The sequence below is a fragment of the Granulicella sp. L60 genome (assembly GCF_009765825.1).
In the GTDB taxonomy this organism is placed as follows: Bacteria; Acidobacteriota; Terriglobia; order Terriglobales; family Acidobacteriaceae; genus Edaphobacter.
In genome coordinates this window covers 152602-174987 of sequence record NZ_LMUR01000020.1, presented here as the reverse complement: position 1 = coordinate 174987, position 22386 = coordinate 152602, and the positions used below count along the sequence as shown (strand labels likewise).

The 22386-nt window shown below is 61.7% G+C and carries 16 protein-coding genes; 10 read left to right on the top strand and 6 right to left on the bottom strand.

Annotated features, from left to right (window positions below):
- Positions 1–13: 13 nt before the first annotated feature.
- Entirely contained in the window at positions 14–772 is a 759-nt protein-coding gene (locus tag GSQ82_RS19280) for an ABC transporter ATP-binding protein (protein WP_158793925.1), read from the top strand.
- Between the two features lie 361 nt (positions 773–1133).
- Here the strand turns inward: GSQ82_RS19280 and GSQ82_RS19275 are convergent, their stop codons facing one another.
- Both GSQ82_RS19275 and GSQ82_RS19270 read right to left on the bottom strand, forming a co-directional pair.
- Positions 1134–1991 carry an NAD(+)/NADH kinase gene (locus GSQ82_RS19275; RefSeq protein ID WP_158793924.1) on the bottom strand — a complete coding sequence of 286 codons (858 nt, stop codon included), beginning with the start codon at positions 1989–1991 and terminating at the stop codon, positions 1134–1136.
- A gap of 65 nt (positions 1992–2056) precedes the next feature.
- Entirely contained in the window at positions 2057–3085 is a 1029-nt protein-coding gene (locus tag GSQ82_RS19270; RefSeq protein ID WP_158793923.1) for an alpha/beta fold hydrolase, read from the bottom strand.
- A gap of 314 nt (positions 3086–3399) precedes the next feature.
- Here GSQ82_RS19270 and GSQ82_RS25445 point away from each other — a divergent pair, with 314 nt between their 5' ends.
- Positions 3400–5631 (top strand): AsmA family protein, encoded by a 2232-nt coding sequence (locus GSQ82_RS25445; RefSeq protein ID WP_158793922.1) that lies wholly within the window; start codon positions 3400–3402, stop codon positions 5629–5631.
- 14 nt (positions 5632–5645) lie between these two features.
- Here GSQ82_RS25445 and GSQ82_RS19260 read toward each other — a convergent pair whose 3' ends face one another.
- Complete coding sequence (locus GSQ82_RS19260) at positions 5646–6431, bottom strand: TlyA family RNA methyltransferase (RefSeq protein ID WP_158793921.1); 786 nt, start codon at positions 6429–6431, stop codon at positions 5646–5648.
- Between the two features lie 245 nt (positions 6432–6676).
- Between GSQ82_RS19260 and GSQ82_RS19255 the strand changes: the two genes are divergently transcribed.
- Together GSQ82_RS19255 and GSQ82_RS19250 are read left to right on the top strand one after the other, a co-directional pair.
- On the top strand, positions 6677–7231 hold the full coding sequence (locus GSQ82_RS19255; RefSeq protein WP_254061783.1) for an RNA polymerase sigma factor: 555 nt from the start codon (positions 6677–6679) through the stop codon (positions 7229–7231).
- Positions 7228–8157, top strand: a complete 930-nt coding sequence (locus tag GSQ82_RS19250) for an anti-sigma factor domain-containing protein (RefSeq protein ID WP_158793919.1) — start codon at positions 7228–7230, stop codon at positions 8155–8157. Before GSQ82_RS19255 ends, GSQ82_RS19250 begins: the two co-directional genes overlap by 4 nt.
- A gap of 148 nt (positions 8158–8305) precedes the next feature.
- Here the strand turns inward: GSQ82_RS19250 and GSQ82_RS19245 are convergent, their stop codons facing one another.
- Positions 8306–9820 carry a YncE family protein gene (locus GSQ82_RS19245; protein WP_254061782.1) on the bottom strand — a complete coding sequence of 505 codons (1515 nt, stop codon included), beginning with the start codon at positions 9818–9820 and terminating at the stop codon, positions 8306–8308.
- An 87-nt stretch (positions 9821–9907) separates the two neighbouring features.
- Between GSQ82_RS19245 and GSQ82_RS19240 the strand changes: the two genes are divergently transcribed.
- Complete coding sequence (locus GSQ82_RS19240; RefSeq protein ID WP_158793918.1) at positions 9908–10777, top strand: DUF92 domain-containing protein; 870 nt, start codon at positions 9908–9910, stop codon at positions 10775–10777.
- On the opposite strand, the gene GSQ82_RS19235 is transcribed toward GSQ82_RS19240, so the two are convergent.
- Positions 10749–12248, bottom strand: coding sequence for a glycosyltransferase family 39 protein (locus tag GSQ82_RS19235; protein WP_254061781.1), 1500 nt, complete (start codon positions 12246–12248; stop codon positions 10749–10751). The genes GSQ82_RS19240 and GSQ82_RS19235 overlap by 29 nt on opposite strands.
- 120 nt (positions 12249–12368) lie before the next feature.
- Between GSQ82_RS19235 and GSQ82_RS19230 the strand changes: the two genes are divergently transcribed.
- A complete protein-coding gene (locus tag GSQ82_RS19230) occupies positions 12369–15914 on the top strand; it encodes a polysaccharide deacetylase family protein (RefSeq protein WP_158793917.1) in 3546 nt (1181 codons plus the stop codon).
- A 123-nt stretch (positions 15915–16037) separates the two neighbouring features.
- Complete coding sequence (pruA, locus tag GSQ82_RS19225; protein WP_158793916.1) at positions 16038–17678, top strand: L-glutamate gamma-semialdehyde dehydrogenase; 1641 nt, start codon at positions 16038–16040, stop codon at positions 17676–17678.
- Positions 17679–17850: 172 nt separating this feature from the next.
- Here pruA and GSQ82_RS19220 read toward each other — a convergent pair whose 3' ends face one another.
- A complete protein-coding gene (locus GSQ82_RS19220) occupies positions 17851–18525 on the bottom strand; it encodes a response regulator transcription factor (protein ID WP_158793915.1) in 675 nt (224 codons plus the stop codon).
- Between the two features lie 238 nt (positions 18526–18763).
- On the opposite strand from GSQ82_RS19220, the gene GSQ82_RS19215 reads away from it, so the two are divergent.
- From GSQ82_RS19215 to GSQ82_RS19205, 3 genes are all read left to right on the top strand, one after another.
- Positions 18764–20410 carry an FAD-dependent oxidoreductase gene (locus GSQ82_RS19215; protein WP_158793914.1) on the top strand — a complete coding sequence of 549 codons (1647 nt, stop codon included), beginning with the start codon at positions 18764–18766 and terminating at the stop codon, positions 20408–20410.
- A gap of 22 nt (positions 20411–20432) precedes the next feature.
- Positions 20433–21899, top strand: coding sequence for a sensor histidine kinase (locus tag GSQ82_RS19210; protein ID WP_158793913.1), 1467 nt, complete (start codon positions 20433–20435; stop codon positions 21897–21899).
- A 113-nt stretch (positions 21900–22012) separates the two neighbouring features.
- Positions 22013–22348 (top strand): hypothetical protein, encoded by a 336-nt coding sequence (locus GSQ82_RS19205; RefSeq protein ID WP_158793912.1) that lies wholly within the window; start codon positions 22013–22015, stop codon positions 22346–22348.
- Positions 22349–22386: the final 38 nt, after the last annotated feature.

Below are 22386 nucleotides of genomic sequence, written 5' to 3'. Positions count from 1 at the left end.
GAGGATAGTGAGTGTGAGCGAAGCGAAAGTTCAGACCGGACCGCTTGTTGATCCTTACGGAAGTACGCGGGATGACTGCGCTGTGATTGCGCTGAAGCAGGTCACGCGGGAGTATGCGGGGCATGGCAGCGTGGTGCGGGCGTTGGGCGATGCTACCTTCTCCATCGTTGCAGGAGAATGGGTTGCGATCACCGGGCCTTCGGGCTCAGGCAAAAGTACGCTGGTGAACTTGATTGGGTGTCTGGACCGGCCGACGTCGGGAGAGTTGAAGATCGATAACGTCGATGTGGCTTCGATGTCGGCGACGGAGTTGGACCGCTTTCGCGCTGATAAGATTGGGTTTATCTTCCAGCAGTTTCATCTGATTCCCTACCTGTCGGCGCTGGAGAATGTGATGCTGGCGCAGTACTTCCACTCGATGACGGATGAGGCGGAGGCGCGGGCGGCGCTGGAGCGGGTGGGGTTGGACAAGCGGGTGTCGCATCTGCCGAGCGAGCTATCGGGCGGGGAGCAGCAGAGGGTATGTATTGCGCGGGCTTTGATCAATAACCCCCCTGTTTTGTTGGCGGATGAGCCTACGGGGAACCTGGATGCGGCGAATCAGACGATTGTGGCGGAGCTGTTGCAGGACCTGCACAGAAACGGACATACGATCGTGATGGTGACGCACGATCCGGAGATGGCGGGGCTGGCGCAGAGGCGGATCGCGCTGAGTCATGGGAAAGTTTTTTGCCATCCGGTGGGTGGTCCGATGGTTACTTTGCGGCGGTAATTTTCGGGGTGTGGTGGATGGGTGTTTTTGCAGGGGTTTTTGCGAAAATGCGGGTGTACGGCGTGGTTTTTTGCTGGTGAGTTTTGGTAGTTAGCGTGGTGGATGTGGTGGGTTCGCGGTCGCTTTTCTGGGTGCGAAAAATACGACAGGTTTTTCTACTTTATTTTCGAGAAAGACTCTTTGTCCTGCCGGACGGGCCCACTGCTCGTGGGGAGGTCACTTCGTGACTTGTGTACCGCTTCGCGTGGGCCTCCCGTTGGTCGGCGGATCAATCTTTCAGGCGACCATCGGGAGCGGCGACGGGAGGGGTATACGGGTCACGAAGTGACCGCTGCCCGCGCAGGGCGCCCGTCCGGTAGGACTAGCGTTCGCCCCATTTGAGTTTGGATCGCAGCACAGAGAAGAGGCCGTTGGGCCGACTGCGCAGGAGGCGAACGCTGGCCTCGGAGCGCTGGCAGTGGATGTAGTCGTCAAGCTTCAGTTCGACAGCCTCCTGACCATCTACGGTCAGGTAGATCTCGTTCGGGACACCTACAACGTGGACGCTTACCGTAGCGTCGCCGGGGACGACGATGGGCCGGATAGTGAGCAGGTGAGGACAGATAGGCGTGACCAGCATGCAGTTGACGCTGGGCATGACGATGGGGCCGTTGGCGGCGAGGTTGTAGGCGGTGGAGCCGGTGGGGGTGGAGACGATGATGCCGTCGGCGCGGAAGGTGGCGACGAGCTGGCTTTCAATCTCGACGGTGAAGTCTCCCATGCGGGCGATGGTTCCCTTGGCGACGACTACGTCGTTGAGCGCGTCCCACTCCTGAATGGTCTTGCCGCCGCGGATGATCTCGGCGTGCATCATGCTGCGGACTTCGATCTCGGCGCAGTTGTCGCACCAAGCTTCGAGCGTGGGGTAGAGATCGGTGAGGGGAATCTCGGTGAGGAAGCCGAGGGAGCCGAGGTTGACGCTGAGGATGGGGGTGGTGGTGCGGGCGAAGGCGCGGGCTGCGGCGAGGAGCGTGCCGTCGCCGCCGAGGACGATGACCAGGTTCGGCTTGTACTTAGGGAGGTCGAAGCGCGGGATAGCCTTGGTGCCGGGGAGATAGGCGGCGCTGTCGGGGTCGAGGAGATAGTTGTAGTGACGGGCCTCGAGCCACGTGATGAGATCGCGCAGGATGCCGGCAAGTTCCGGCTTCTGCGGCTTGGAGATGATGGCAGCCTGTAGCATTCCGTTCTAGTGTAACGGCTGCGGCGGTGCAGCGGAGCGTGATGCGGAGGCGGCTTCCTCCGAAGTTACTGGGCCGGGCTGGAATCCCGGTGGCGAATCTCTTCGAACATGCTTCGGATGGCCTCCAGAACCAGGCCGGGCTGGTCGAGATGGATCCAGTGGCCGCTCTCTTCGGCGATGATCTGCCGGGCGGCGGGAGCGATGGCGCGGAGTGCTTCCGGGGAGTGCGGCTCGGCGTTGGCTGCGATCAGTACGATAGTGGGAATTCCTTCGATGGGCGGGGCTTCGTGCATCTCGCGGACGGTGGCGGGTACGACGCGGATGTGCGCGGCGAGGGAGCGGTAGAAGCCGGGGTTGGACCAGTGCGAGGCGATGACGGGCCATACATCGCGGGGCATCTTGCCGACCTCGCCGGTGACTCGATCGACGATCTCCCGGCCTCGCGATCCGGCTATCTTGCCGATGGCGCTTGAGGCTTTGGCGGAGCGGAGGAAGAACGTGGTGATGAGCAGGCGCGCTAGGCCGAAGCGGGCGATGGGGGTGGCGATGCTGGCGAGTCGCAGGCCGCGCTGGAGGCTGCCTTGTTGTGCGTCGCTGAGGGGCGGCCAGTCTGCAGTGCGCATGGCGTCGATGAGGATGATGCCGGCGAGATCGGCGGGATGCTCGGCTGCGTAGCGGCGTGCGACGAGTGCGCCGAAGGAGTGGCCGACGAGTAGGTATGGCGGTGGGATGCCGGCTCGCTGGAGGAGGGTGCGAAGTTCGCGGACGATGTTGGAGGGTGTGCGGTCGGCAGGGCTGGGGCTGCTCCAACCGAGGCCTGCGCGGTCGTAGATGACGGTGCGGGCGAAGCTGCTGATAGCGCGCTGCAGGCCGACCCAGTTCTGGCTGGTGGCTGCGATGCCGGACTCGAAGACGACGACCGGGCCGTCGCCGCTGCCCATCTGCGAGAGGTACATGCGGCGTCCGGGTGCGACGTCGATGAGGGTACCGCGGCCGAGGAGGCGTCTTCTGTCCCGGCGGGCGCCGAGTCGCTGGTAGGCGATGCCTGCGATGGGGAGGAGCAGAAGCAGCGGGAGCCAGTGCCTTCGGGACATGGAATGATGTTAAACGCAGTGTCCTGCCGGACGGGCCCACTGCTCGTGGGGAGGGCGTTCGCACGCCTTTTTAAGCCTTTGGGTGGCCCTCCCGTTTGTCGGGAACAAAGATGATTCCGACCAGCGGGAGGACCTATACTGCTCGCATCCCCACGGCAGGGTACGAAAGTCACGAAGTGACCTCCCGCTGAGCAAGCGGCCCGTCCGGCAGGACATAATCTTTCCTATCTTTACAAAGACCTTGCAACAGCACTCTCAGTAATGGCATCCGAATTGCGTAATTGAATTGATACGAGTTTCGACGAGGTGATCGCATGAGTCGACCCGCACGTTTGGTCCTGATCGGAGTGGGCGCCCTTATTGCGCTCATCATCATTGTTGTGGCCGCAGTGCCACTCTTCCTCAACACAGACAGCTTTCGGACGCGGATTGAAAACACGCTGACCGAATCGCTGGGGCGGAAGGTGACGATTGGGAAGCTGGATCTGTCGGTGTGGTCCGGCGGACTGGTGGCGGAGAATGCGACCGTTGCCGACGATCCTAGATTCAGTACAGCGCCATTTATCCAGGCTGCGAGCGTGAAGATCGGCGTGGAGATGCTTCCGCTGATCTTCCACAAGCAGGTGGTGATCGAAGGAATTTCGATGCAGTCGCCGAAGATTCAGCTGCTGCGCGCGGCGGATGGGACGTGGAACTACTCGACGATTGGAAGCGCGGCGAGCAAGCAGGGGACGCAGACGGCGGAGCAGAAGGAGGCGTTTCCGAACCTGACGGTGGGCGAGGTCAATATTGCGAACGGCCAGATTACCGTGGGTGCTGGACCGGGTGTTTCGGGCACGACGAATCGCGTGTATGAGCAGGTAAATCTTGCGGTGAAGGACTTTGCGTTTACGAAGGCGTTTCCGTTTACGGCTTCGGCGAATCTGCCGGCAGGCGGGTCGGTGAGTTTGAAGGGCAACGCGGGACCGATCAATGCGGCGGATGCTTCGGCGACTCCGTTCTCGGGAAATCTTGAGATCAAGCATCTGGATCCGCTGGCGGCGGGGTTTGTGGAGGCTTCGGATGGGATTACGGGCACGGTGGATAGTTTGGTGCTGGATGCGTCGTGGAGCGGGACGCAGATGCATGTGAGCAAGTTGATTGTGGATACGCCGAAGCTGACGGTGGTGAGGACGAATGCGCCGAAGCAGCCGAAGCCTGCGGATACGAACGCGGAGGGGTCGTCGATGCTGAATAACCTTTCGGTGGACGATGCGCAGATCAAGAATGGAACGCTGACGCTGGCGACGGCGGGGCAGACGGGGACGGCGGTGTACAGCCAGTTGAATGCGCAGCTGACGAACGTGTCATCGAAGAGCTCGTCGCCGTTTACGGTAAGTGGGCAGCTGCCGAACGGCGGGAGTTTGAGTGCGAATGGAAATGTTGGGCCGTTCAACCAGGCAAACAATGCGAGCACGCCGCTGGATGGGCAGATTACGCTGAAGCACTTTGAGATTGGGACGGCGGGAATACTGCCTCCGGATGCGGGGATCGCGGGCATGGCGGATCTGCAGGCGAAGGTGCAGTCGAACGGGCAGACGCTGAATGCGAATGGCACGGTGCAGGTGGCGGGCATCAAGCTGGCGAAGGATGGTGTGCCGTCCGCGAAGCCGGTGCAGCTGCAGTTCACGCTGACGCAGAATGAGCAGGCGATGACGGGCGAGGTGCAGCAGGCGGTGTTGACGGTGGGCAGTGCGGTGGTGAATCTGTCGGGGACGTACCAGACGAGCGGGCCTTCGACGGCGATCAACTTAAAGGTTGTGGGGAACGGGGTTTCGATCAACGAGCTTGAGGCGTTCCTGCCAGCGCTTGGGGTGCATCTGCCGCAGGGTTCGAGGCTGCAGGGCGGTACGGTGACGACGGCGCTGGCGGTGACGGGTTCGACGGCGGCTCCGATTATCAGCGGGCCGGTGAAGCTGAATAACACGCAGCTTGCGGGATTCGACCTGGGATCAAAGCTGTCGGCGTTGTCGAAGTTTACGGGCGGCAGGATCGGGACGGCGACGGGGCCGGGGACGACGATCCGGTCGTTAAGCATGAATGTGCGGGAGGAGGGTGGAGCGATTCGGACGGATAATATTGCGCTGGATGTGGCGGGAGTGGGTACGGCTACGGGTGCGGGCAGCGTGAGTGCAGGTGGCGCGTTGAACTATAACGTGGTGCTGAAGCTGACAGGGCTGACGGCGGGAGCTCCGGCGAGCAGCGGGTCGCAGGCGAGTGCGGGCGGTGCGGCTGGGCTGGTGGGGGCGCTCTCGGGATTTATACCGGGAGGTGCGGCTGGTGCGGGCGGCTTAGGCGCGCTGGCTGGCGGTGTGCTGAAGGCTGGGATTCCGGTGGCAATTGGAGGGACGACGAGTAATCCTACGTTCTCTCCGAACATTGCCGGGCTGGCGACTGGCGTGGGGGCGAGTGCGGCGAAGGGTCTGCTGAATGGGCAGAAAGGAACGAATGGGCCGCAGGCGAATCCGCTGGGGAATGCGCTGGGTGGGTTGCTGGGGCGGCACTAGCGGACGGTGGGTGGCTAGATGAAGCGGGCGTGGAGGAGGTACTCGTGGTTGCCCTCCATGCCGAGGATGGGGGAGTCGATCAGGTCGAGTTGAGTGCCTTGCTGTTCGAGCACGCAGTCGCGGACGCGCTCGATGGCGAGCTGGCGGGCGTCGGGGTCGCGGACGATGCCGCCTTTGCCTACGTTGGCGCGACCGGCTTCGAACTGCGGCTTGACGAGGATGACGACGCTTCCCTGCCACGGTTGCGGCGGTGTGCTGAGGGCGCTTAGGACGGCTGGCAGCACGAGGGTGGCGGAGATGAAGGAGACGTCCATCGCGATGAAGGCTGGCGTGGGTGTATTGGCTGTGAGGAGTTCGCCGGGGGTGAGGAGGCGGGCGTTGGTGCGTTCGCGGAGGGTGACGCGAGAATCGTCGCGCAGCTTCTGGGCGATCTGGCCGTAGCCTGTATCCACGGCGAGGACGGAAGCGGCGCCGGATTGCAGCATGCAGTCGGTGAAGCCTCCGGTGGAGGCGCCGATGTCCACGCAGGGGAGGCCCGTGAGGTCGATGGACCAGTGGGCGAGGGCGCGTTCGAGTTTGAGGCCTCCGCGGCTGACGTATTTGAGATCGGAGCCGAGGAGGCGGATGATGGCGGCGGCGGCGATGGGGGTGCCGGGCTTGTCGATGCGCTGCTCGTCGACGAGGACGCGGCCGGCGAGGATGAGGGCCTGCGCGCGTTCGCGGGAGGCAGCGTGGCCGTCGTCGACCAGGAGCTTGTCGAGTCGGCGCTTGCCGTGGCGGGGGTTAGCTGAATGGGTCATTGTCTGTTTGTCGAGAAAGGTTCATGCTGGAAAACTGCATCTATCTTTTCATGCCAAGTTGGAAAGAAGATAACCGGAGCGAAGAGATAGTTACTATGGCGCGACAAATCTTTCGAGTAGAGTTACTGTGGTGTCGGGTTAGTGACATAGTTGTTGATAAGAACGTGCGGAGTTGTCCGATAGACCGTAGAAGTTGTATGTTGAGCAATCTGCGATGAGCTTAGGTGCGTTCTATGTATAGAGAAATGGGACCCGTAAATTCTCCACCGCCCTCGGGGCAGGACGACGCTGCCCTGCTTGCGCTTGTGCAAGGGGGAGACGATTACGCGATGTCGTCGCTGTTCGACCGCTATTCGAAGGTTGTCTACTCGGTTGCGCTTCGCGTGCTGAGAGATCCTGCTTCGGCGGAGGATGTATTGCAGGAAGTCTTTATGCAGATCTGGCGCAATCCCGAGAGTTTTGTTGCGACGCGAGGCAGCCTTGGCGGCTGGCTTGCGGTGGTCTCGCGCAACCGGTCGATCGATACGCTGCGGCGGAAGCGGCCGACCGAGCAGGTGGATGGCATGGAGCTGGCTTCCAACTACAACCTTGCGAATGAAGCGGAACGCAACAACATGATGGAGAAGGCGCGGGGGGTGATTCACCAGCTTCCCGTGGAGCAGAGGAAGACGCTGGAGATGGCCTTCTTCGACGGTTTGACGCACTCGGAGATTGCGGAGATGACGGGCGATCCGCTGGGTACGGTGAAGACGAGAATACGCAGCGCTCTGGGCTCGCTGAGAAAGGCGTTTACAGCATGAGCGCGCCAAGACGTATTACTACAGAAGATCTCGCATTGTATGCGATGCAGCTGCTCTCCAAAGAGGAGACCGCGGAGGTTGCAGCTTATCTGGAGCAGTCGGCGGAGGCGCGCAGGGAGCTGGCCGAGATACAGGGCGACCTCGCGATCTACGCGCACACGATAGAGGTGCACTCGCCGCCGGCACTGGCGCGGGAGCGGCTGATGAAGCAGGTTGCAAGAGAGAAGAAGGTGGTTCCGGTAGAGCAGGCGCCGGTGCAGGAGATCTCTTCGCGGACAGGACAGACTGGTTCGATCAGCTCCATTTCGACGCGTGAACGTGAAGAAGAGAACGATGGCTATCGCGGCGGACGCGGGCTGGGCAGCGGCGGTTATCTGACCGAGGATGATCTGCCGAAGAAGAGTGCAGCGGCGAAGGTGCTGCCGTGGCTTGGATGGGCTGTGGCCGCGGGTCTCGCCGTGGCGGCGGGCGATCTGTACCATGAGCGCGATACGCTGCGCGGCACGGTGATATCGCAGGCGAGCAGGATGGACCATCTGACGGCGGATGCCGCAGCGGCGCGTGAGGTGCTGGACGCACTAAGCGACACCTCGGCGATGCGCGTGACTCTGACGACGAAGGCGCAGACACAACAGCTTCCGCAGGGCCATGTGACTTATGTGCCGAACAAGGGAACGTTGATCTTTACGGCGAGCAATCTGGAGACGCTGGACCCGGCGAAGGCGTATGAGCTTTGGCTGATCCCATCGACGCCGGGACAGACGCCGATTCCTGCGGGAACGTTCCGTCCGGATGAGCGCGGGAACGCGAGCGTGATCATGCCTCCGCTGCCGAAGGGTGTTGAAGCAAAGGCCTTCGGTGTGACGGTGGAGGATGCAGCCGGGGCGACGACGCCGACGCTGCCGATCATTCTGGTTGGCGAATAAACCGTTGACGGCGAGAGTGAACTTCCGCTCTCGTTCGTTTTACTCGAAGCTTCTAAAGATAGTAAGACACAGAAAAACGCCGCCTCGTAGTTCGAGGCGGCGTTTTTTTGTTTTCTGCACAAGCAGGTTTAGGTTTGCTGGTACTGAACTACGGAAGGGTGACGCGAACAGATACGCCGCTTCCCTGCAGTGGGACGGTGGTATCGACAGCATCCGTGTCGGTACGAATGACGGTCATGAAGTTCGACTCGCCGGATGTGACGTAGACCTTGCTGGTTGGAGTGCCGGAGGTGACAGCGAGGTAGTTGGGATGACCGTTAGCGACCACAGTAACCGAACTGTTTGAATTCGTCGGATTCGTCGGAAGAGGAATGGTCGCGATGACGGTGTTGGTGTTTAGGTCGATGACCGAGACCGAGCAGCCAGTGGTGACGCCTGCGACGGGTGTGGCGACGGCGCAGGGAAGGCTCAGGTCGCCGCCGTTAGCGACGTAAGCGCGGCTGTTGTTGACATCCTGCACGACGCCGACCATGACTGGACGAACGCCGACGGGGATGTTGGCCTGGACGGTACCGAAGCCGACGGCATCGATGGGATTGCTCGGATCGCAGTTCGGATTCGATGGCAGCGCGTTCGCCGAGCAGAGGGGAATGCTGATGACGCTGAGCGAGCCGGGGTGGACGCCGTCGCCCTGGTTGGCCACGACCATCTCGTTACGAACCGGAGCGAAGTCTGCCCAGATCGGAGCGACCGCAGCTGGATCGGCGATGGTCGAGGTGACAGGCAGAGGCTGGCCGGTCGCCGGGTTGAGCGGAGTAAAGGTGTCGAGCAGATTGGTCTGGGCGTTGATGACCGTCTCAGTGCCGTCGCCCTCGTTCAGGATGAAGGCGCGTCTCGCGTCTGCGGTCATGACGCCGTAGACAGGGGTCTTGCCGACGGGAATCGTAACTGAGTCGACCGTGTTGCTGGTGGTCTCGATGGTGGAGACGATGCCGTTGGCTCCGGTGGTGTTCTGGCTGATGGCGTAGGCACGCGGTGCGCCGGCGACGCCGACGGTATAGATCGGGGTGTAGGGCGACGCGATGGGGAAGTTCTGCTGCAGGCTGAGGGCGAGAGATCCGCTGGCGCTGGTGAACTGGGAGACGGCTCCGAGTCCGGGGTCGGCGACGTAGGTGCTGGCGCCTTCGGGAAAGAGGCTAACCGGGTTCGCGTTGGGGAGCAGCGTGGTCTGGTTGATATTACTGGTCAGCAGCGAGGTATCGACGTCGAAGCTGGTGAGCGTGTGGTCGCCGTTGAGGGTGAAGCCGGTGGTGCCCCCGCTGTTGAGGATGAGGTAGTAGGGATTCACGCCGATGTTGGCCGTGATCAGAACCGTATCTCCGGCGAAGTCGACGAAGGTGACCAGGCCGGGAGCCGGACTTGCGGCGGTTCCGGGATCTGAGATCACGACGGCGAACTTCGACGGCTGCGCGGCGGGACCGACCGGATTGATGGCGGTGACGACGGGCCGGTAGTTGTTGCCGCAGCCGGTGACCAGGGTGAGCATCGCGGCAGACAAGGCAAGCCCGGATGCGAGGCGGAAGGCCTGGACTACAGACCGAACGGGGCGCCGTGATGGCCGCGACTGGGTGATTCCTTCTGCTTCGATTCTTGCTAAGTGCAAAACTGCTCCCGCGATGTTGCTGGTGTTGGCTATTCTCAAAGTTGATTGTAAATCACAGGTCGTCGCGGAGCGGAGGGCGGCAAGGAAATGCACGGGAGCCAGGAAGATACCGGTTGGCGGAAGACGATCTCGCGAGAGAGGGACCGGGTGCAGTCGCAGGTGCTGGCGGGCGTGGTGGCGTGCCTGCTGGTGGCGGGAGCGGTGGCTGGGCCGTTGCGGATGAGCGCGGCAGGGATGTCGCTGCGTCCGCTGCTTCTGCCCTGGCTGTTTAGTCTCGGGTTTGCCGGGCTGGTGTGGGGTTTGCGGTCGGCGACGCTGCCGGCGGCGGGTGTGGGGATGTTGGTGTGCGTGGTGCTGGCGCAGGCTCCGGCGGTTGCGAGGTATGGAGATCGCGGTGCGGGCTTCGGCGGCTCGGCGATTCCTGCGCTGATCGTGCTGTTCGTTCTGACGTTTGCGGCGACGCGGTTTGGAAGAAAAAGCAAGGAGAAGCGCGGACTGGCGGAGGCGCGGACGGGGCGGCGTGCTTCGCAGATCGTGGCTAACCTCGGCGTTGCTGCGTTGTGCGGGGTGGTGGGGTGGTATGCGGGATGCATCGCGGCGCTGGCCGAGGCTGTGGCGGATACGGTGTCGTCGGAGGTGGGGCAGGCGATCGGCGGCCAGGCGTGGCTAATTACGACGCTGCGACGGGTGGCGCCGGGGAGAGACGGCGGCGTCAGCGTTGCCGGAACCGCTGCCGGGATGGTGGCGGCGGGGTTGGTGGTGGCTGCGGGATCGCTGCACGGTGCGCTGTGGCCGCATGCGCTGCCGGTGTTTGGTGCGGCGTGTGCAGGGCTGTTGTTCGATAGCGTTCTGGGCGCGACGGTGGAGGAGCGTGGGTGGCTGGGGAACGATCTGGTGAACTTTGCGTCGACGCTGTTTGCCGCTGCGATTACTCTGCTGTGGATGGGTCGGAGCTGAGTGAAAGCGTCTGGCGCTGGAAGATGGCCGATCCCCAGACGATGAGCAGCGGGAAGAACTCGAGGGTGTAGCGAGGCTCGGAGTTGTCGAGGGTGAGCAGCAGGGCGCAGCGCAGGATGACGAAGGCGACCATTGCACCCACCAACGCGGTGTGCTCGCCGAAGCCGCGTCTGCGCCACGTCCAGAGGCCGACTGCGCCGAGGACGAAGTAGGCGAGGTTGAGCGCGGCCAGTGCGAGAGCTACCAGGGCGGCGACTGCGTGTCCGCGCCAGTGCCACCAGTCGAGCGGGATGGGGAACATCTCGGCGCGGGGGCGGAGCAGCATGTTCACCAGACGGGCGACGGGCAGGGCGAGATAGTAGCGGATGGGGTCGGCGTGGATGCGTTGTCGGGCGATGGCTTCGAAGCGGGCGTCGAAAGCTGGCGTTGCGTTGTAGGTGTCGTTGTACTCGCTGAGCAGGCCGTAGGTGCGGAGGTACTGTTCCCTGCTGTCGAAGGCGCGCGTGGGAAGATTGGCGGGGTCGATCTCTGCGCTGTCGTAGTTCCAGTAGACCTCTTCGGTGGAGGCGTAGTCGATGGCCCAGCTTCGGTACCAACGCTGAAAGCCGAGTGGAATATGCTCGCCAGGATCGGTGGCGTAGCGCGGCGCGAGCGGCTGAACGACGTGGAAGGTGCGCCAGTTTCGCACGGCCCACGGAAAGAGCGGAAGCACGATGCACAGCACAGCGAGGGCTATCGGCAGGATGGCTTGAACCACCGTGTGGGGCTGTGTGGGTCTGGCTTCGGCAGGCTGCTTGTACGCTTCGGCGGCTTCCCTGCGCGCTTCGGCGGCTTCCCTGCGCGCTTCGGCGGGCTGTTTTCGCAACGACATCCACAGCATTGCGAGCACGATGGCGGCGGGGAGCAAGCCCTGCTCCGGCCGCAGCAGCACCGAGTAGGCCATGGCAGAGGCGGCGATCCACAGCCAGCGATTGAAGCCTGTGCCTGCGCTTTGCCAGCGTTCGAGACTAAAAAAAGCGAGGGCGATGGTAGTGAGGGTGAGGACCTCGGTGAGCGGCGCGGAGGTGTAGGCCGCGGTGAAGGGGCAGAGCACGGAGAGCCAGAGTGCGGCGGTCGCGGCGCGCCGCCCGAAGAGACGTCCGGCGAGGGCTGCGATCAGAAGGCAGGTCAACAGATCGACGACGCACTGCACCACCATGACTGCGATATAGTGATCGGCCCCGAAGATGCTGAAGCAGGCGGCGATAAAGAGCGGGTATCCGGGCAGGCGGATCAGGGTCGGCGAGACTCCCCTGGCCGTCGTGACGAAGCCGTAGACACCGTGCTGGATCCAGTTCTTCGCGATGTTGCCGTAGATCAGGGTGTCGCCGTCGATGCGTCCCGCATGTGTCACAAACCAGAGGCGCAGCAGGAGCCCAGCCGCGAGAGCCGATGCGGCGGCGAGACCTGTTCTCAGACGTCCTGGGATCATGTCTCTGCATCATACTGAAGCAATGGCAGAGTGTCTGACGTTGCATGTTCGTCGTTGCGTTGACTCAAACCATCGTGCTGCATACGATGAGACTTACCGCATGCGCCTGGCCTCCTTTTGATGAACAAACAAGTCTTCTACGATCCACAACGCAAGCGCTGGAAGCGGCTGCGCCGAATCTTCGACCTACTCGCACTCGCGGGGCTGCTTTTGGGGACCGTCTTCGTCATCGGCCTGCTGCGGATGAAGCCGCTGCCGGAGCTGTTTCTGCAGTCGCCGAAGCGGAACTACAAGGCGCTGGCGAGTCAGTCCACGGCGTTTCTGAGGGGTTCCAAGCTTCGCCGCTCCGCGCACCGCAAGACCGATGTGAAGCCGGGCGACGTCCCCCTGAACCAGGGTGAAGGCCTGCGCGCGGCGTACTACGTTGAGGACGATCCGGCGAGCTACTCGTCGCTGAAGCAGCACATCAGCCAGGTCGACCTGCTGTTTCCGGAGTGGCTCCACGTTGTCACGCCCGACGGTAAGCTGACCGCGTACACACCCGACAACCGGCCATACCCGGTGGTGGACTCGGCCGGCGTCCACCAAGTAGACCGCGAAGGTAAGGTCGCCCGTACCATCGCGTCCAATCATGTGAACCTCGACGTGTTCCCGCTGGTGAACAACTACAGTCCGACGAAGGGTCTGTGGATGCCGCAGATAGGAGAGTTCCTCTCCAACCCGCAGGCACGGGCCACGTTCCTTCAGCAGATGGATAAGTTTCTAGCAGGCAATCCCAGCTATCGCGGACTCTCGCTCGATCTCGAAGAGATTCCAACCGCTGCGCAGCCTGGGCTGAATGCGCTAATTGCAGCGCTCTATAGTGACTTCCATCCGCGGAATCTGCGCCTGTACGTGAACACCCCCGTAGGCGACGACGACTGGGACCTGAAGTTTATTGCCGACCACTCCGACGGTCTATTGTTGATGAACTACGACGAGCATCAGAACGAGGGCGACCCGGGACCCATCGCATCTCAGGACTGGTTCGTCGACAACCTGAAGAACGTCCTGAAGAAGGTGCCGAAGGAAAAGATCATCTGCTCGATCGGCAACTACGGTTACGACTGGACGACGTCGCTGCCGGATGCCGAGACAGGTAGGAAGGGATCGAAGCGCAAGCCACAGCCGACCAAGGTGATCTCGTCGCACGATATGTCGACCCAGGAGGCATGGCAGGCAGCCGTGGACTCCGATTCCCAGATCGATCTCGACGACGACTCGCTGAACGTTCACTTCGCCTACGACGACGTGGACGCGCACGAGCGCCACCAGATCTGGTTTCTGGATGCGGTGACCGCGCTGAACGAGATGCGTGCGGCGCGCATGCTGGGGATTCAGACGTACGCGCTCTGGCGGCTGGGCCAGGAAGATAACTCGTTGTGGAAGATCTGGGACACTCCGCTGCACGCCGATCCCGTGAAAGATCTGGCGCAGGTTGAGCCCGGCTACGACGTAGATACAGAGGGCGAGGGCGACATTCTGCGAGTGACACGTCCTCCGCAGACCGGCGAGCGTGTCGTGACCATGGACGACGACGACTCCGTGCCGGCGGAGTACCGCGAGATTACGCAGGAGTCGATGCAGTCGTTTCCGCTATCGTACACGGTGGAGCAGTACGGTTACCACCCGAAGAAGGTGGCGCTGACGTTTGACGACGGACCCGATCCTGAGTGGACGCCGAAGATCCTCGACATCCTGAAGCAGTACGGCGTGCACGGTACGTTCTTCATGATTGGCGAGATAGCCGAGGACTACGTCGGGGTCATGCAGCGCGTCTATCGCGAAGGCAACGAGATCGGCAATCACACCTGGTCGCACCCGGACATCAGCGAAATTTCAAACCGCCAGGTCGACCTGGAGCTGAACCTGACGGAGCGCCTCTTTGCCTCGAAGCTTGGGGTGCAGCCGCTCTACTTCCGTCCGCCTTACTCTATCGACCAGGAACCTGATACCAACGATCAGGCCGCGCCGGTGGCACGAATTCAAGGGCTCGGCTACGTCATCATCGGCAACAAGATTGACACCAACGACTGGGACGAGCATCCGCGCAAGACTCCGAAGGAGATCACCGACGGGGTCTTCGAGACGATCGCTCAGATGGACACGCATCCGTGGAACAAGGGGTCCGTCATTCTGCTGCACGATGGCGGAGGCGACCGCTCGGCCACCATCGCCGCGCTTCCGGTGCTGATCCAGGCTCTGAAGGCGCATGGGTACGAGATCGTTCCGGTGTCAGAGCTAGTGGGCAAGACACGCGCCGAAGTGATGCCTCCGCTGACGCCGCACCAGCGCTGGCAGGCACGCGCAGACTCGATCACCTTCTTCTTCTACAGCTTCTTCCACTACTTTGTGGTCGCGGTCTTCTTCGTCGGCGACGTGCTGATGAGCGCGCGGCTGATCATCATCGGAATCTTCGCCATCATCGACCGCTTCCGCAAGAGGAAAAACTATGCGACGCCGGAGTATCAGCCACGGGTTGCCGTACTGATTCCCTCTTACAACGAGGAGAAGGTGATCGTGCGGACGATCCGGTCCGTGATGATGTCGACGTACAAGAACATCCGCATTATCGTGATCGACGACGGCTCGACCGACAACACCTTCGACGTGGCGCGCGAGGCGTACCCGGCGGACATCGCGTCGGGACGGCTGACGGTGTTGAGCAAGCCGAACGGCGGCAAGGCCGATGCGCTGAACTACGCGCTCGAACGCATCGACGAGGAGATCTACGTCGGCATCGACGCGGACGGCGTCATCGCGCACGATGCGATTGCAAACCTCGTGCCCCACTTCGCGAATCCGAGAATCGGTGCGGTCGCGGGGAACGCGAAGGTTGGCAACCGGGTGAATCTGTGGACGCGCTGGCAGGCGCTTGAGTACATCACGAGTCAGAACTTCGAGCGGCGCGCACTGGATCTCTTCGACGTTGTGATGGTGGTTCCGGGCGCAATCGGAGCGTGGCGGACCTCTGCGGTTCGCGCAGGCGGTGGCTATCACACCAACACCGTGGCCGAAGATGCCGACCTCACGATGAACCTGCTGGAGCAGGGATACTGCGTGATCTATGAGGATCAGGCGCTGGCCTTCACCGAGGCGCCGGTCAACGCGGACGGTCTGATGCGGCAGAGATTCCGCTGGTCTTTCGGCATTCTTCAAGCGGTCTTCAAGCACAAGGGCGCGATCAGCAAGCGCCGCGCCATGGGCCTGTTCGCGCTACCGAATATCGTCATCTTCCAGATCGTGCTTCCGCTGGTCTCGCCGCTGATCGACCTGATGTTCGTCGGCGGGGTGATCCACTATGCGATCGACAAGCACTTCCACCCGGAGACCGCATCGACGGACAGCTTCTACAAGCTGCTGGCGTTCTTTGCGGCCTTCCTGATCATCGACTTCGTGGCCTCCGCACTGGCCTTCGCGCTGGAGCGAAAGCATCCTGCAAGCAAGGGCGACGGCTGGCTCCTCTTCCACATCTGGATTCAGCGGTTTACCTACCGGCAGGTGTTTTCGGTCGTCCTATTGAAGACCGTCAAGCGCGCCATCGACGGCAAACCATTCAACTGGGACAAGCTCGACCGAACCGCGAAGATGTCGAAGGCGACCGAGCAACTGACTGAGGTGGAATAGTTTGCGGGCGAGGAATCATCTCATACAATAAATTCGTCTAACTGTTGAGGATTGTCCTCTCTTTCATGTCTTCATCTCACAAAGCGACGAGACCAAAGTGCTCCCGCTAGAATCGACCTCTTTATGGCTACTGTAAATCTCGCCCCTCCCCTCCCAGCGTCTGTGCCGCGCCCCGCCTATACGAATGAACCCTTCGTGGACTTTTCGCAGCCCGAGAACAAGCGGCGCATGCAGGACGCACTCGCCGTCGTCCAGAGCCAGCTGGGCCGCGAGTACGACATCATCATCGGCGGCAAGCATCTCAAGACGAAAGAAAAGATCGTGTCGGTGAACCCGGCTCGCCCGGCCCAAGCGATCGGCGTCCACCAGCGCGCATCCGCAGAGCACGTGGAAGACGCGATGCACGCCGCGCAGACTGCCTTCGCAAGCTGGAGCAGAGTCCCGGTGAAGCAGCGCGCCGAGCTGTTGTTTCGCGTCGCCTCACTGATCCGAGAACGCAGCTTCGAGTTCTGCGCGTGGCTCACCGTCGAGGTCGGCAAGAACTGGGGTGAGGCCGACGCGGACGTAGGCGAGACCATCGACTTTCTGGAGTTCTACGGACGCGAGGCGCTGCGGCTGGATGAGGCGAAGACGCCGATCCAGTTCCCCGGCGAGCGCAACCAGCTGCGCTACATCCCGTTGGGCGTAGGCGCGGTGATTCCGCCGTGGAACTTCCCTTTCGCGATCATGGCCGGCATGACGGCCGCGTCGATCGTCTGCGGCAACGTCGTGATTCTGAAGCCCTCTGTCGATGCCCCGACCATCGCGGCAAAGTTTATGGAACTGCTGGAAGAAGCCGGACTGCCGGACGGCGTGGTCAACTTCTGTCCGGGCGAAGGTCCTGAGTTCGGCAGCGAGGTGGTCGCGCATCCGCAGACGCGGTTTATCGCATTCACCGGCTCGAAGGCCGTCGGCCTGGAGATTCACGAGCGCGCCGCGAAGACGCAGCCGGGACAGATCTTCATCAAGCGCACCATCCTCGAGATGGGTGGCAAGGACTCGATCATCGTCGAGGCGGACTGCGACCTGGATGCAGCAGTCGAGGGCGTCGCCGTCAGCGCGTTTGGCTTCAACGGCCAGAAGTGCTCGGCGTGTTCTCGCGCCATCGTTGCGGAGAGCATCTACGATCTCTTCTGCGACCGGCTGCAGGAGCGCGTGGCGAAGATCAAGACTGGCGACCCTGCGGAGAACTTCTACGGCGGCCCTGTGATCAGCGACAAGGCCTATCGCAAGGCGCTCGCGTACATCGAGATCGGCAAGAGTGAAGGCACCGTGCTCAACGGCGGCCACGCCATCGAAACTCCGGAAGGCGGCTTCTACATCGCGCCTACGGTCATCGCGGACGTCGCTCCCACGGCTCGCATTGCACTCGAAGAGATTTTCGGACCTGTGCTCGCCGTGATCAAGTCGCAGAGCTTCGACGACGCGCTCGCCATCGCCAACAACACCGAGTACGGCCTCACCGGGGCGATCTACTCCAACTCACGCGAGAAGCTGGACCGGGCACGCGAGGAGTTTCACGTCGGCAATCTCTACTTCAACCGCAAGTGCACCGGCGCGATGGTGGGAGCGCATCCGTTCGGCGGCTTCAACATGAGCGGAACCGACTCCAAGGCGGGCGGCCCCGACTATCTGCTGCTCTTCACGCAGGCGAAGAGCATTGCTGAGAAGATCGGCCACTCGACTCCGGCGCAGGAGAAGCAGTCCGAACAGATGGGGATGTAAAGATTGGCCGGCCGGCCCACTGCTCGTGGGGAGGTCACTTCGTGACTTGTATACCCCTCCGGTTGCTGCTCCCGTTGGTCGCCTGAAAGATTTTTCCGACGACCAACGGGAGGCCCACGCAAAGCGGTATACACCCCACGAAGTGGGCGCACGTCGCGCAGGCGCTTTGCCTCTAAGCAGTTTGCGCCGTAGGCACGCCCTTCATCTCGATCATGCGTCCCGCCTTCGCCGCCGCCTCTGCTAGGACGCGGTGGTGGATCGTGAAGAGAGCAAGCTCCAGCCGGTCGGAGACGCCGGTCTTGTCGTAGATGCTGCGCAGGTAGTTCTTGATCACCTGCTCCTTGGTGCCCAGTTGCTGCGCGATATCCTTGTTCTTGCACCCCTGCACAATCAGCGCCACGATCTGCATCTCCTTTGGAGTCAGCCGGTCACGCACACGCGCGCCTACGTTATCCGAGGCCTGCATGGTGGTGACGTTGGCGCGCTGCACAAAGCGCTCTCCATGGGCCACGCGCCGGATGCAGTCCACCAGAACGCTCCCCGTGACGTTGCGGCTGACTACGCCGTCCAGCCGCAAGACGATCTCACCCGGAAGCTGTTCCGTGTTCTCCAGCACCAGAACGATGCGGCTTGCCGCCGTCCGCGTCCTCGCCAGCACATCCGCCAGATCCAGCCGCAGACTCGACGAGACCAGCAGAATGGAGCCCCGCAGGCTCTCAATGGCGGCATACAGCTTGGTTCCGTCGTCGCACTGCGCCGCAATCCGCATATCGTCCTCCAGCGCAAGAACTCTGGCAGCGCCTGCGCGAAAGATCGCCTGATTGTCGGCCAGGATAAGTCGATTCATCGGTTCTGTGGTCTCCTGGGGGATTTTTTCGCCCCACAATGGCTATATCGGTGGATTGCCGCGTAAACGAGGCAGTGTCTACAATTCGGACAATTTAGTTCCCGATGGTACTGTCGTGGCCGTGGGGGAGTATCGGCGTCCGAATATATGGTACGAAACCTTCTGAACCCTGGAGCCTTCCCAAACAATCAAATTGCCGGGTCCTTTGCGGGCGGGTTGTCACAAAGTATAAAGGGATATGCCTAAACCAGTTTTACTAGCCATCGACGACGACACCAGCGTACTGGAAGCAGTGGTCCAGGACCTCCGCCGTCACTACGGCCAGGACTACCGCATCGTCCGGGCGGCTTCGGGTGGAGCGGCGCTCGACATCTGCCGCCAGCTGCAGGAGCGCAAGGACGTGGTGGCCCTGCTGCTCTCCGACCAACGCATGCCGGGTATGACCGGGGTCGACTTCCTGCAGCAGGCACTGGCCATCTATCCCAACGCCAAGCGCGTCCTGCTGACCGCCTACGCCGACACCGAAGCGGCCATTCGCGCCATCAACTCCGCGAAGATTCACTACTACCTCAACAAGCCCTGGGATCCGCCCGAAGAGAAGCTCTATCCCATCCTGGACGATCTGCTGGAGAGTTGGAAGCAGGGCTACAAGCCCCCATTCGAAGGTATTCGCGTCGTAGGCGTCCGTTGGTCGGCGACCGATCACGCCGTCCGCGACTTCCTCTCGCGCAACCGTATCCCCTACCAGTGGCTGAACCCCGAGACGACGCCGGACGCCCTGGATCTCCTGAAAGAGAAAGGGATCGACGACACCAAGCTGCCCGTCATCCTCTTCGGAGACGGCACCGCGCTTGTCCAGCCGACCTCCACCGAGATCGCTAAGAAGGTCGGCCTGCGCACCCAGGCCCAGCAGGAGTTCTACGACGTCGTCGTCATCGGTGCAGGACCGGCCGGGCTGGCAGCAGGCGTGTACGGCGCATCGGAGGGCCTGCGCACCCTGGTGGTCGAGGCAGCCGCGCCCGGCGGACAGGCTGGATCAAGCTCGAAGATCGAGAACTACCTCGGCTTCCCCGAAGGTCTCAGCGGCGAAGAGCTGGCCAAACGCGCCTACCTCCAGGCCAACCGCCTCGGTGCCGAGTTCCTGACCCAGCGCGTCTCCAACATCCGCAGCGAAAACCAGTACCGCATCATCCAGATGGAGGGCGGCCAGGAGGTCACCTGCCACGTCTGCCTGATCGCAACCGGCGTGGACTACTGCAAGCTCGACGTTCCCGGCGCCGACAAGCTCAGCGGTGCGGGCGTCTACTACGGCGCAGCGCTCACCGAGGCCATGTCGTGCAAGGAAGAGGCTGTCTATATCGTCGGCGGCGCAAACTCCGCCGGTCAGGCTGCGATGCACTTCTCGCGCTATGCCGATAAGGTCCACATGCTGGTACGCGGCAAATCGCTTGAGAGCAGCATGTCGAAGTACCTGATCGACCAGATCGAAGCGACGCCGAACATCACCGTCGAGACCTGCACCGAGGTCGTCGGCATGGCGGGTGATACCCACCTGGAGTGCTTGACGCTGACGACGCCGAACGGTGAGGAGCGTCGCCCGGCCGGTTCCCTGTTCATCTTCATCGGCGCAGCGCCCAAGACCGACTGGCTCCCCTCAGAGCTCTGCCGCGACAACAAGGGATTCATCCTCGCCGGCCCGGACCTGAAGGCAAAGTCGCCTGCCTCCTGGAAGCTCGATCGCGACCCGTACCTGCTCGAGACCAGCGTGCCGGGAATCTTCGTCGCGGGCGATGTCCGCTTCAACTCTGTCAAGCGATGCGCTTCCGCAGTGGGCGAGGGCTCCATCGCCATCCAGTTTGTGCACCAGTATCTAGCTACGCTTTGAAAGGCAGTAAAACCATAACGCAATGAGTGACCAAACCCAGACCGTCCAAAGCCACGTCGTGGAAAAGATGAACCAAGAACTGTTTGCGCAGCTCCGCAAAGTTCCCCTGCTGTCGTCGCTTAAGGATGACGAGTTGTACTGCGTGGAGGGCGTGCAGGAGCTTCGCATCGAAAAGGACGAGGTTCTGGTTCGCCAGGGCGAGGGCGCACATTTTTTCTGGATCCTGCTTGAGGGAGAGCTCAGCGTCAACCATGCTCTGGGCGACGGAACCGATCTAGCTGTGGCCAAGATCGAGGCAGGAAACACCTTTGGCGAGTTGCCTCTACTCGCCAACATTCCGAACGCAGCTAATATCTTTGCTTCTCAATCGAGCCGTCTTCTACAGCTCGACGAAGAGCAGTTCTGGAGCCTGATGACAAGCTGCCCGGATGTACGCAAGGCCATTCTAGGAAACATGACGCAACGCCTGCAAAAGATGCAGAGCATGACGGTACAGCAGGAGAAGATGGCTTCGCTGGGCACGCTTGCTGCCGGCCTGATGCATGAGCTGAACAACCCCGGCTCCGCGGCGCGCCGTGCTGCTTCTCAGCTTCGCGAAAACCTGACACGAATGCATGAGCTCACCTTAAGTTGGAGCGAGTACGAACTCACCCGCGAGCAAAAGCTGTGCATCTACAATCTGCAAAAACAGGCCCTGTCGGCCAAGAAGCCGCTGATGATGAATTCGCTGGAACAGAGCGATGCGGAAGAGACGCTGGCGGAATGGATGGATTCAGCCCACGTCGAAAATGCATGGAGGATGGCTCCCACTCTCGCATCGATCGGCATGGACTCTGAACAGCTTGAGTGCGTCCGCCAGGACTTCGATGGCACGATGCTCTCTGACGCGTTGAACTGGCTCGAGGCGATGGTCTCAAGCATGCAACTGGTGGGCACCATCGAGGAAAGCATCGGCCGAGTCACCGATCTGGTCCATGCCGTGAAGTCTTACGCCTACGAAGGCAAGGGGCAGAGACAGACGATCGACGTCAACGACAGCATTCATGCAACGATGGTGATCCTCGCTCACAAGATGAGAGAGAAGGAGATTACTGTGGAGAAAAACTTCGCCGCCAATCTTCCCCCTCTGCATAGCGAATGCACGGGACTGAACCAGATCTGGACGAACCTTCTCGACAACGCAATCGACGCAGTTCCCCAGAATGGAAAGATCAGTGTGCGCACATGGGCGGAAGACTCAGCTGCAGATCCTGCTCATCCACACAAAGACATCTGCATTCGCATCGCCGACAACGGCAGCGGCATTCCACTGGAGAGCCAGGCCCAGATCTTCGATCCCTTCTTTACGACAAAACCGGTCGGCGTAGGCACAGGAATTGGATTAGGCATCGTCCAGCGCATTGTGGATCAGTACAACGGCACCATCCGGTTCAGCTCTGAACCCGGAGATACGGAGTTTGTCGTTCGTCTGCCCACCGAACAGGAATAAAAAAAATGAGCTCTCGCGAAGTGCATCGCGACGACAACATCTCTCCGTTTTAAGCGTTTACCTATTCGAACGCGCGCTACTTCAGGCGCACTTATTCGAATTGTAAGGACGCTATGAAACTCTCCCGTATTGCACTTCCTCTTACTGCGGCGGTCTGCCTTCTGACCGCTGGCTGCGCCTCTCACACCTATTATGTACCGGCTGGTCCGCCGCCTCCTGGCTACAGCGTTCCTCCATTGATCGCTCGAGCAGACAGCGCCGGATTCCGCGCTGGTTCGGAGGCTGGCGCACGCGATGCCTACAACAGGGTCGGCCATCATCCTCAGCGCGATCGCAGCTTCCACGACACTCCTGGCTACGATCCTGCGATGGGTCCCTACGGCCCATATCGCGATGCCTTCCGCAGCTCCTATCTTCGCGGCTACGACCAGTCCTACTATCGCCGCTAGGTTTGCCCTACGCGGGCAGCGGTCACTTCATGACGTGT

What these genes read in the sequence shown, in the direction of transcription:
- GSQ82_RS19275 (WP_158793924.1), bottom strand. Translation starts at nt 1,991, where the DNA reads ATGCTACAGGCTGCCATCATCTCCAAGCCGCAGAAGCCGGAACTTGCC.
- GSQ82_RS19270 (WP_158793923.1), bottom strand. Translation starts at nt 3,085, where the DNA reads ATGTCCCGAAGGCACTGGCTCCCGCTGCTTCTGCTCCTCCCCATCGCA.
- GSQ82_RS25445 (WP_158793922.1), top strand. Translation starts at nt 3,400, where the DNA reads ATGAGTCGACCCGCACGTTTGGTCCTGATCGGAGTGGGCGCCCTTATT.
- GSQ82_RS19260 (WP_158793921.1), bottom strand. Translation starts at nt 6,431, where the DNA reads ATGACCCATTCAGCTAACCCCCGCCACGGCAAGCGCCGACTCGACAAG.
- GSQ82_RS19255 (WP_254061783.1), top strand. Translation starts at nt 6,677, where the DNA reads ATGGGACCCGTAAATTCTCCACCGCCCTCGGGGCAGGACGACGCTGCC.
- GSQ82_RS19250 (WP_158793919.1), top strand. Translation starts at nt 7,228, where the DNA reads ATGAGCGCGCCAAGACGTATTACTACAGAAGATCTCGCATTGTATGCG.
- GSQ82_RS19240 (WP_158793918.1), top strand. Translation starts at nt 9,908, where the DNA reads ATGCACGGGAGCCAGGAAGATACCGGTTGGCGGAAGACGATCTCGCGA.
- GSQ82_RS19235 (WP_254061781.1), bottom strand. Translation starts at nt 12,248, where the DNA reads ATGATCCCAGGACGTCTGAGAACAGGTCTCGCCGCCGCATCGGCTCTC.
- GSQ82_RS19230 (WP_158793917.1), top strand. Translation starts at nt 12,369, where the DNA reads ATGAACAAACAAGTCTTCTACGATCCACAACGCAAGCGCTGGAAGCGG.
- pruA (WP_158793916.1), top strand. Translation starts at nt 16,038, where the DNA reads ATGGCTACTGTAAATCTCGCCCCTCCCCTCCCAGCGTCTGTGCCGCGC.
- GSQ82_RS19220 (WP_158793915.1), bottom strand. Translation starts at nt 18,525, where the DNA reads ATGAATCGACTTATCCTGGCCGACAATCAGGCGATCTTTCGCGCAGGC.
- GSQ82_RS19215 (WP_158793914.1), top strand. Translation starts at nt 18,764, where the DNA reads ATGCCTAAACCAGTTTTACTAGCCATCGACGACGACACCAGCGTACTG.
- GSQ82_RS19210 (WP_158793913.1), top strand. Translation starts at nt 20,433, where the DNA reads ATGAGTGACCAAACCCAGACCGTCCAAAGCCACGTCGTGGAAAAGATG.
- GSQ82_RS19205 (WP_158793912.1), top strand. Translation starts at nt 22,013, where the DNA reads ATGAAACTCTCCCGTATTGCACTTCCTCTTACTGCGGCGGTCTGCCTT.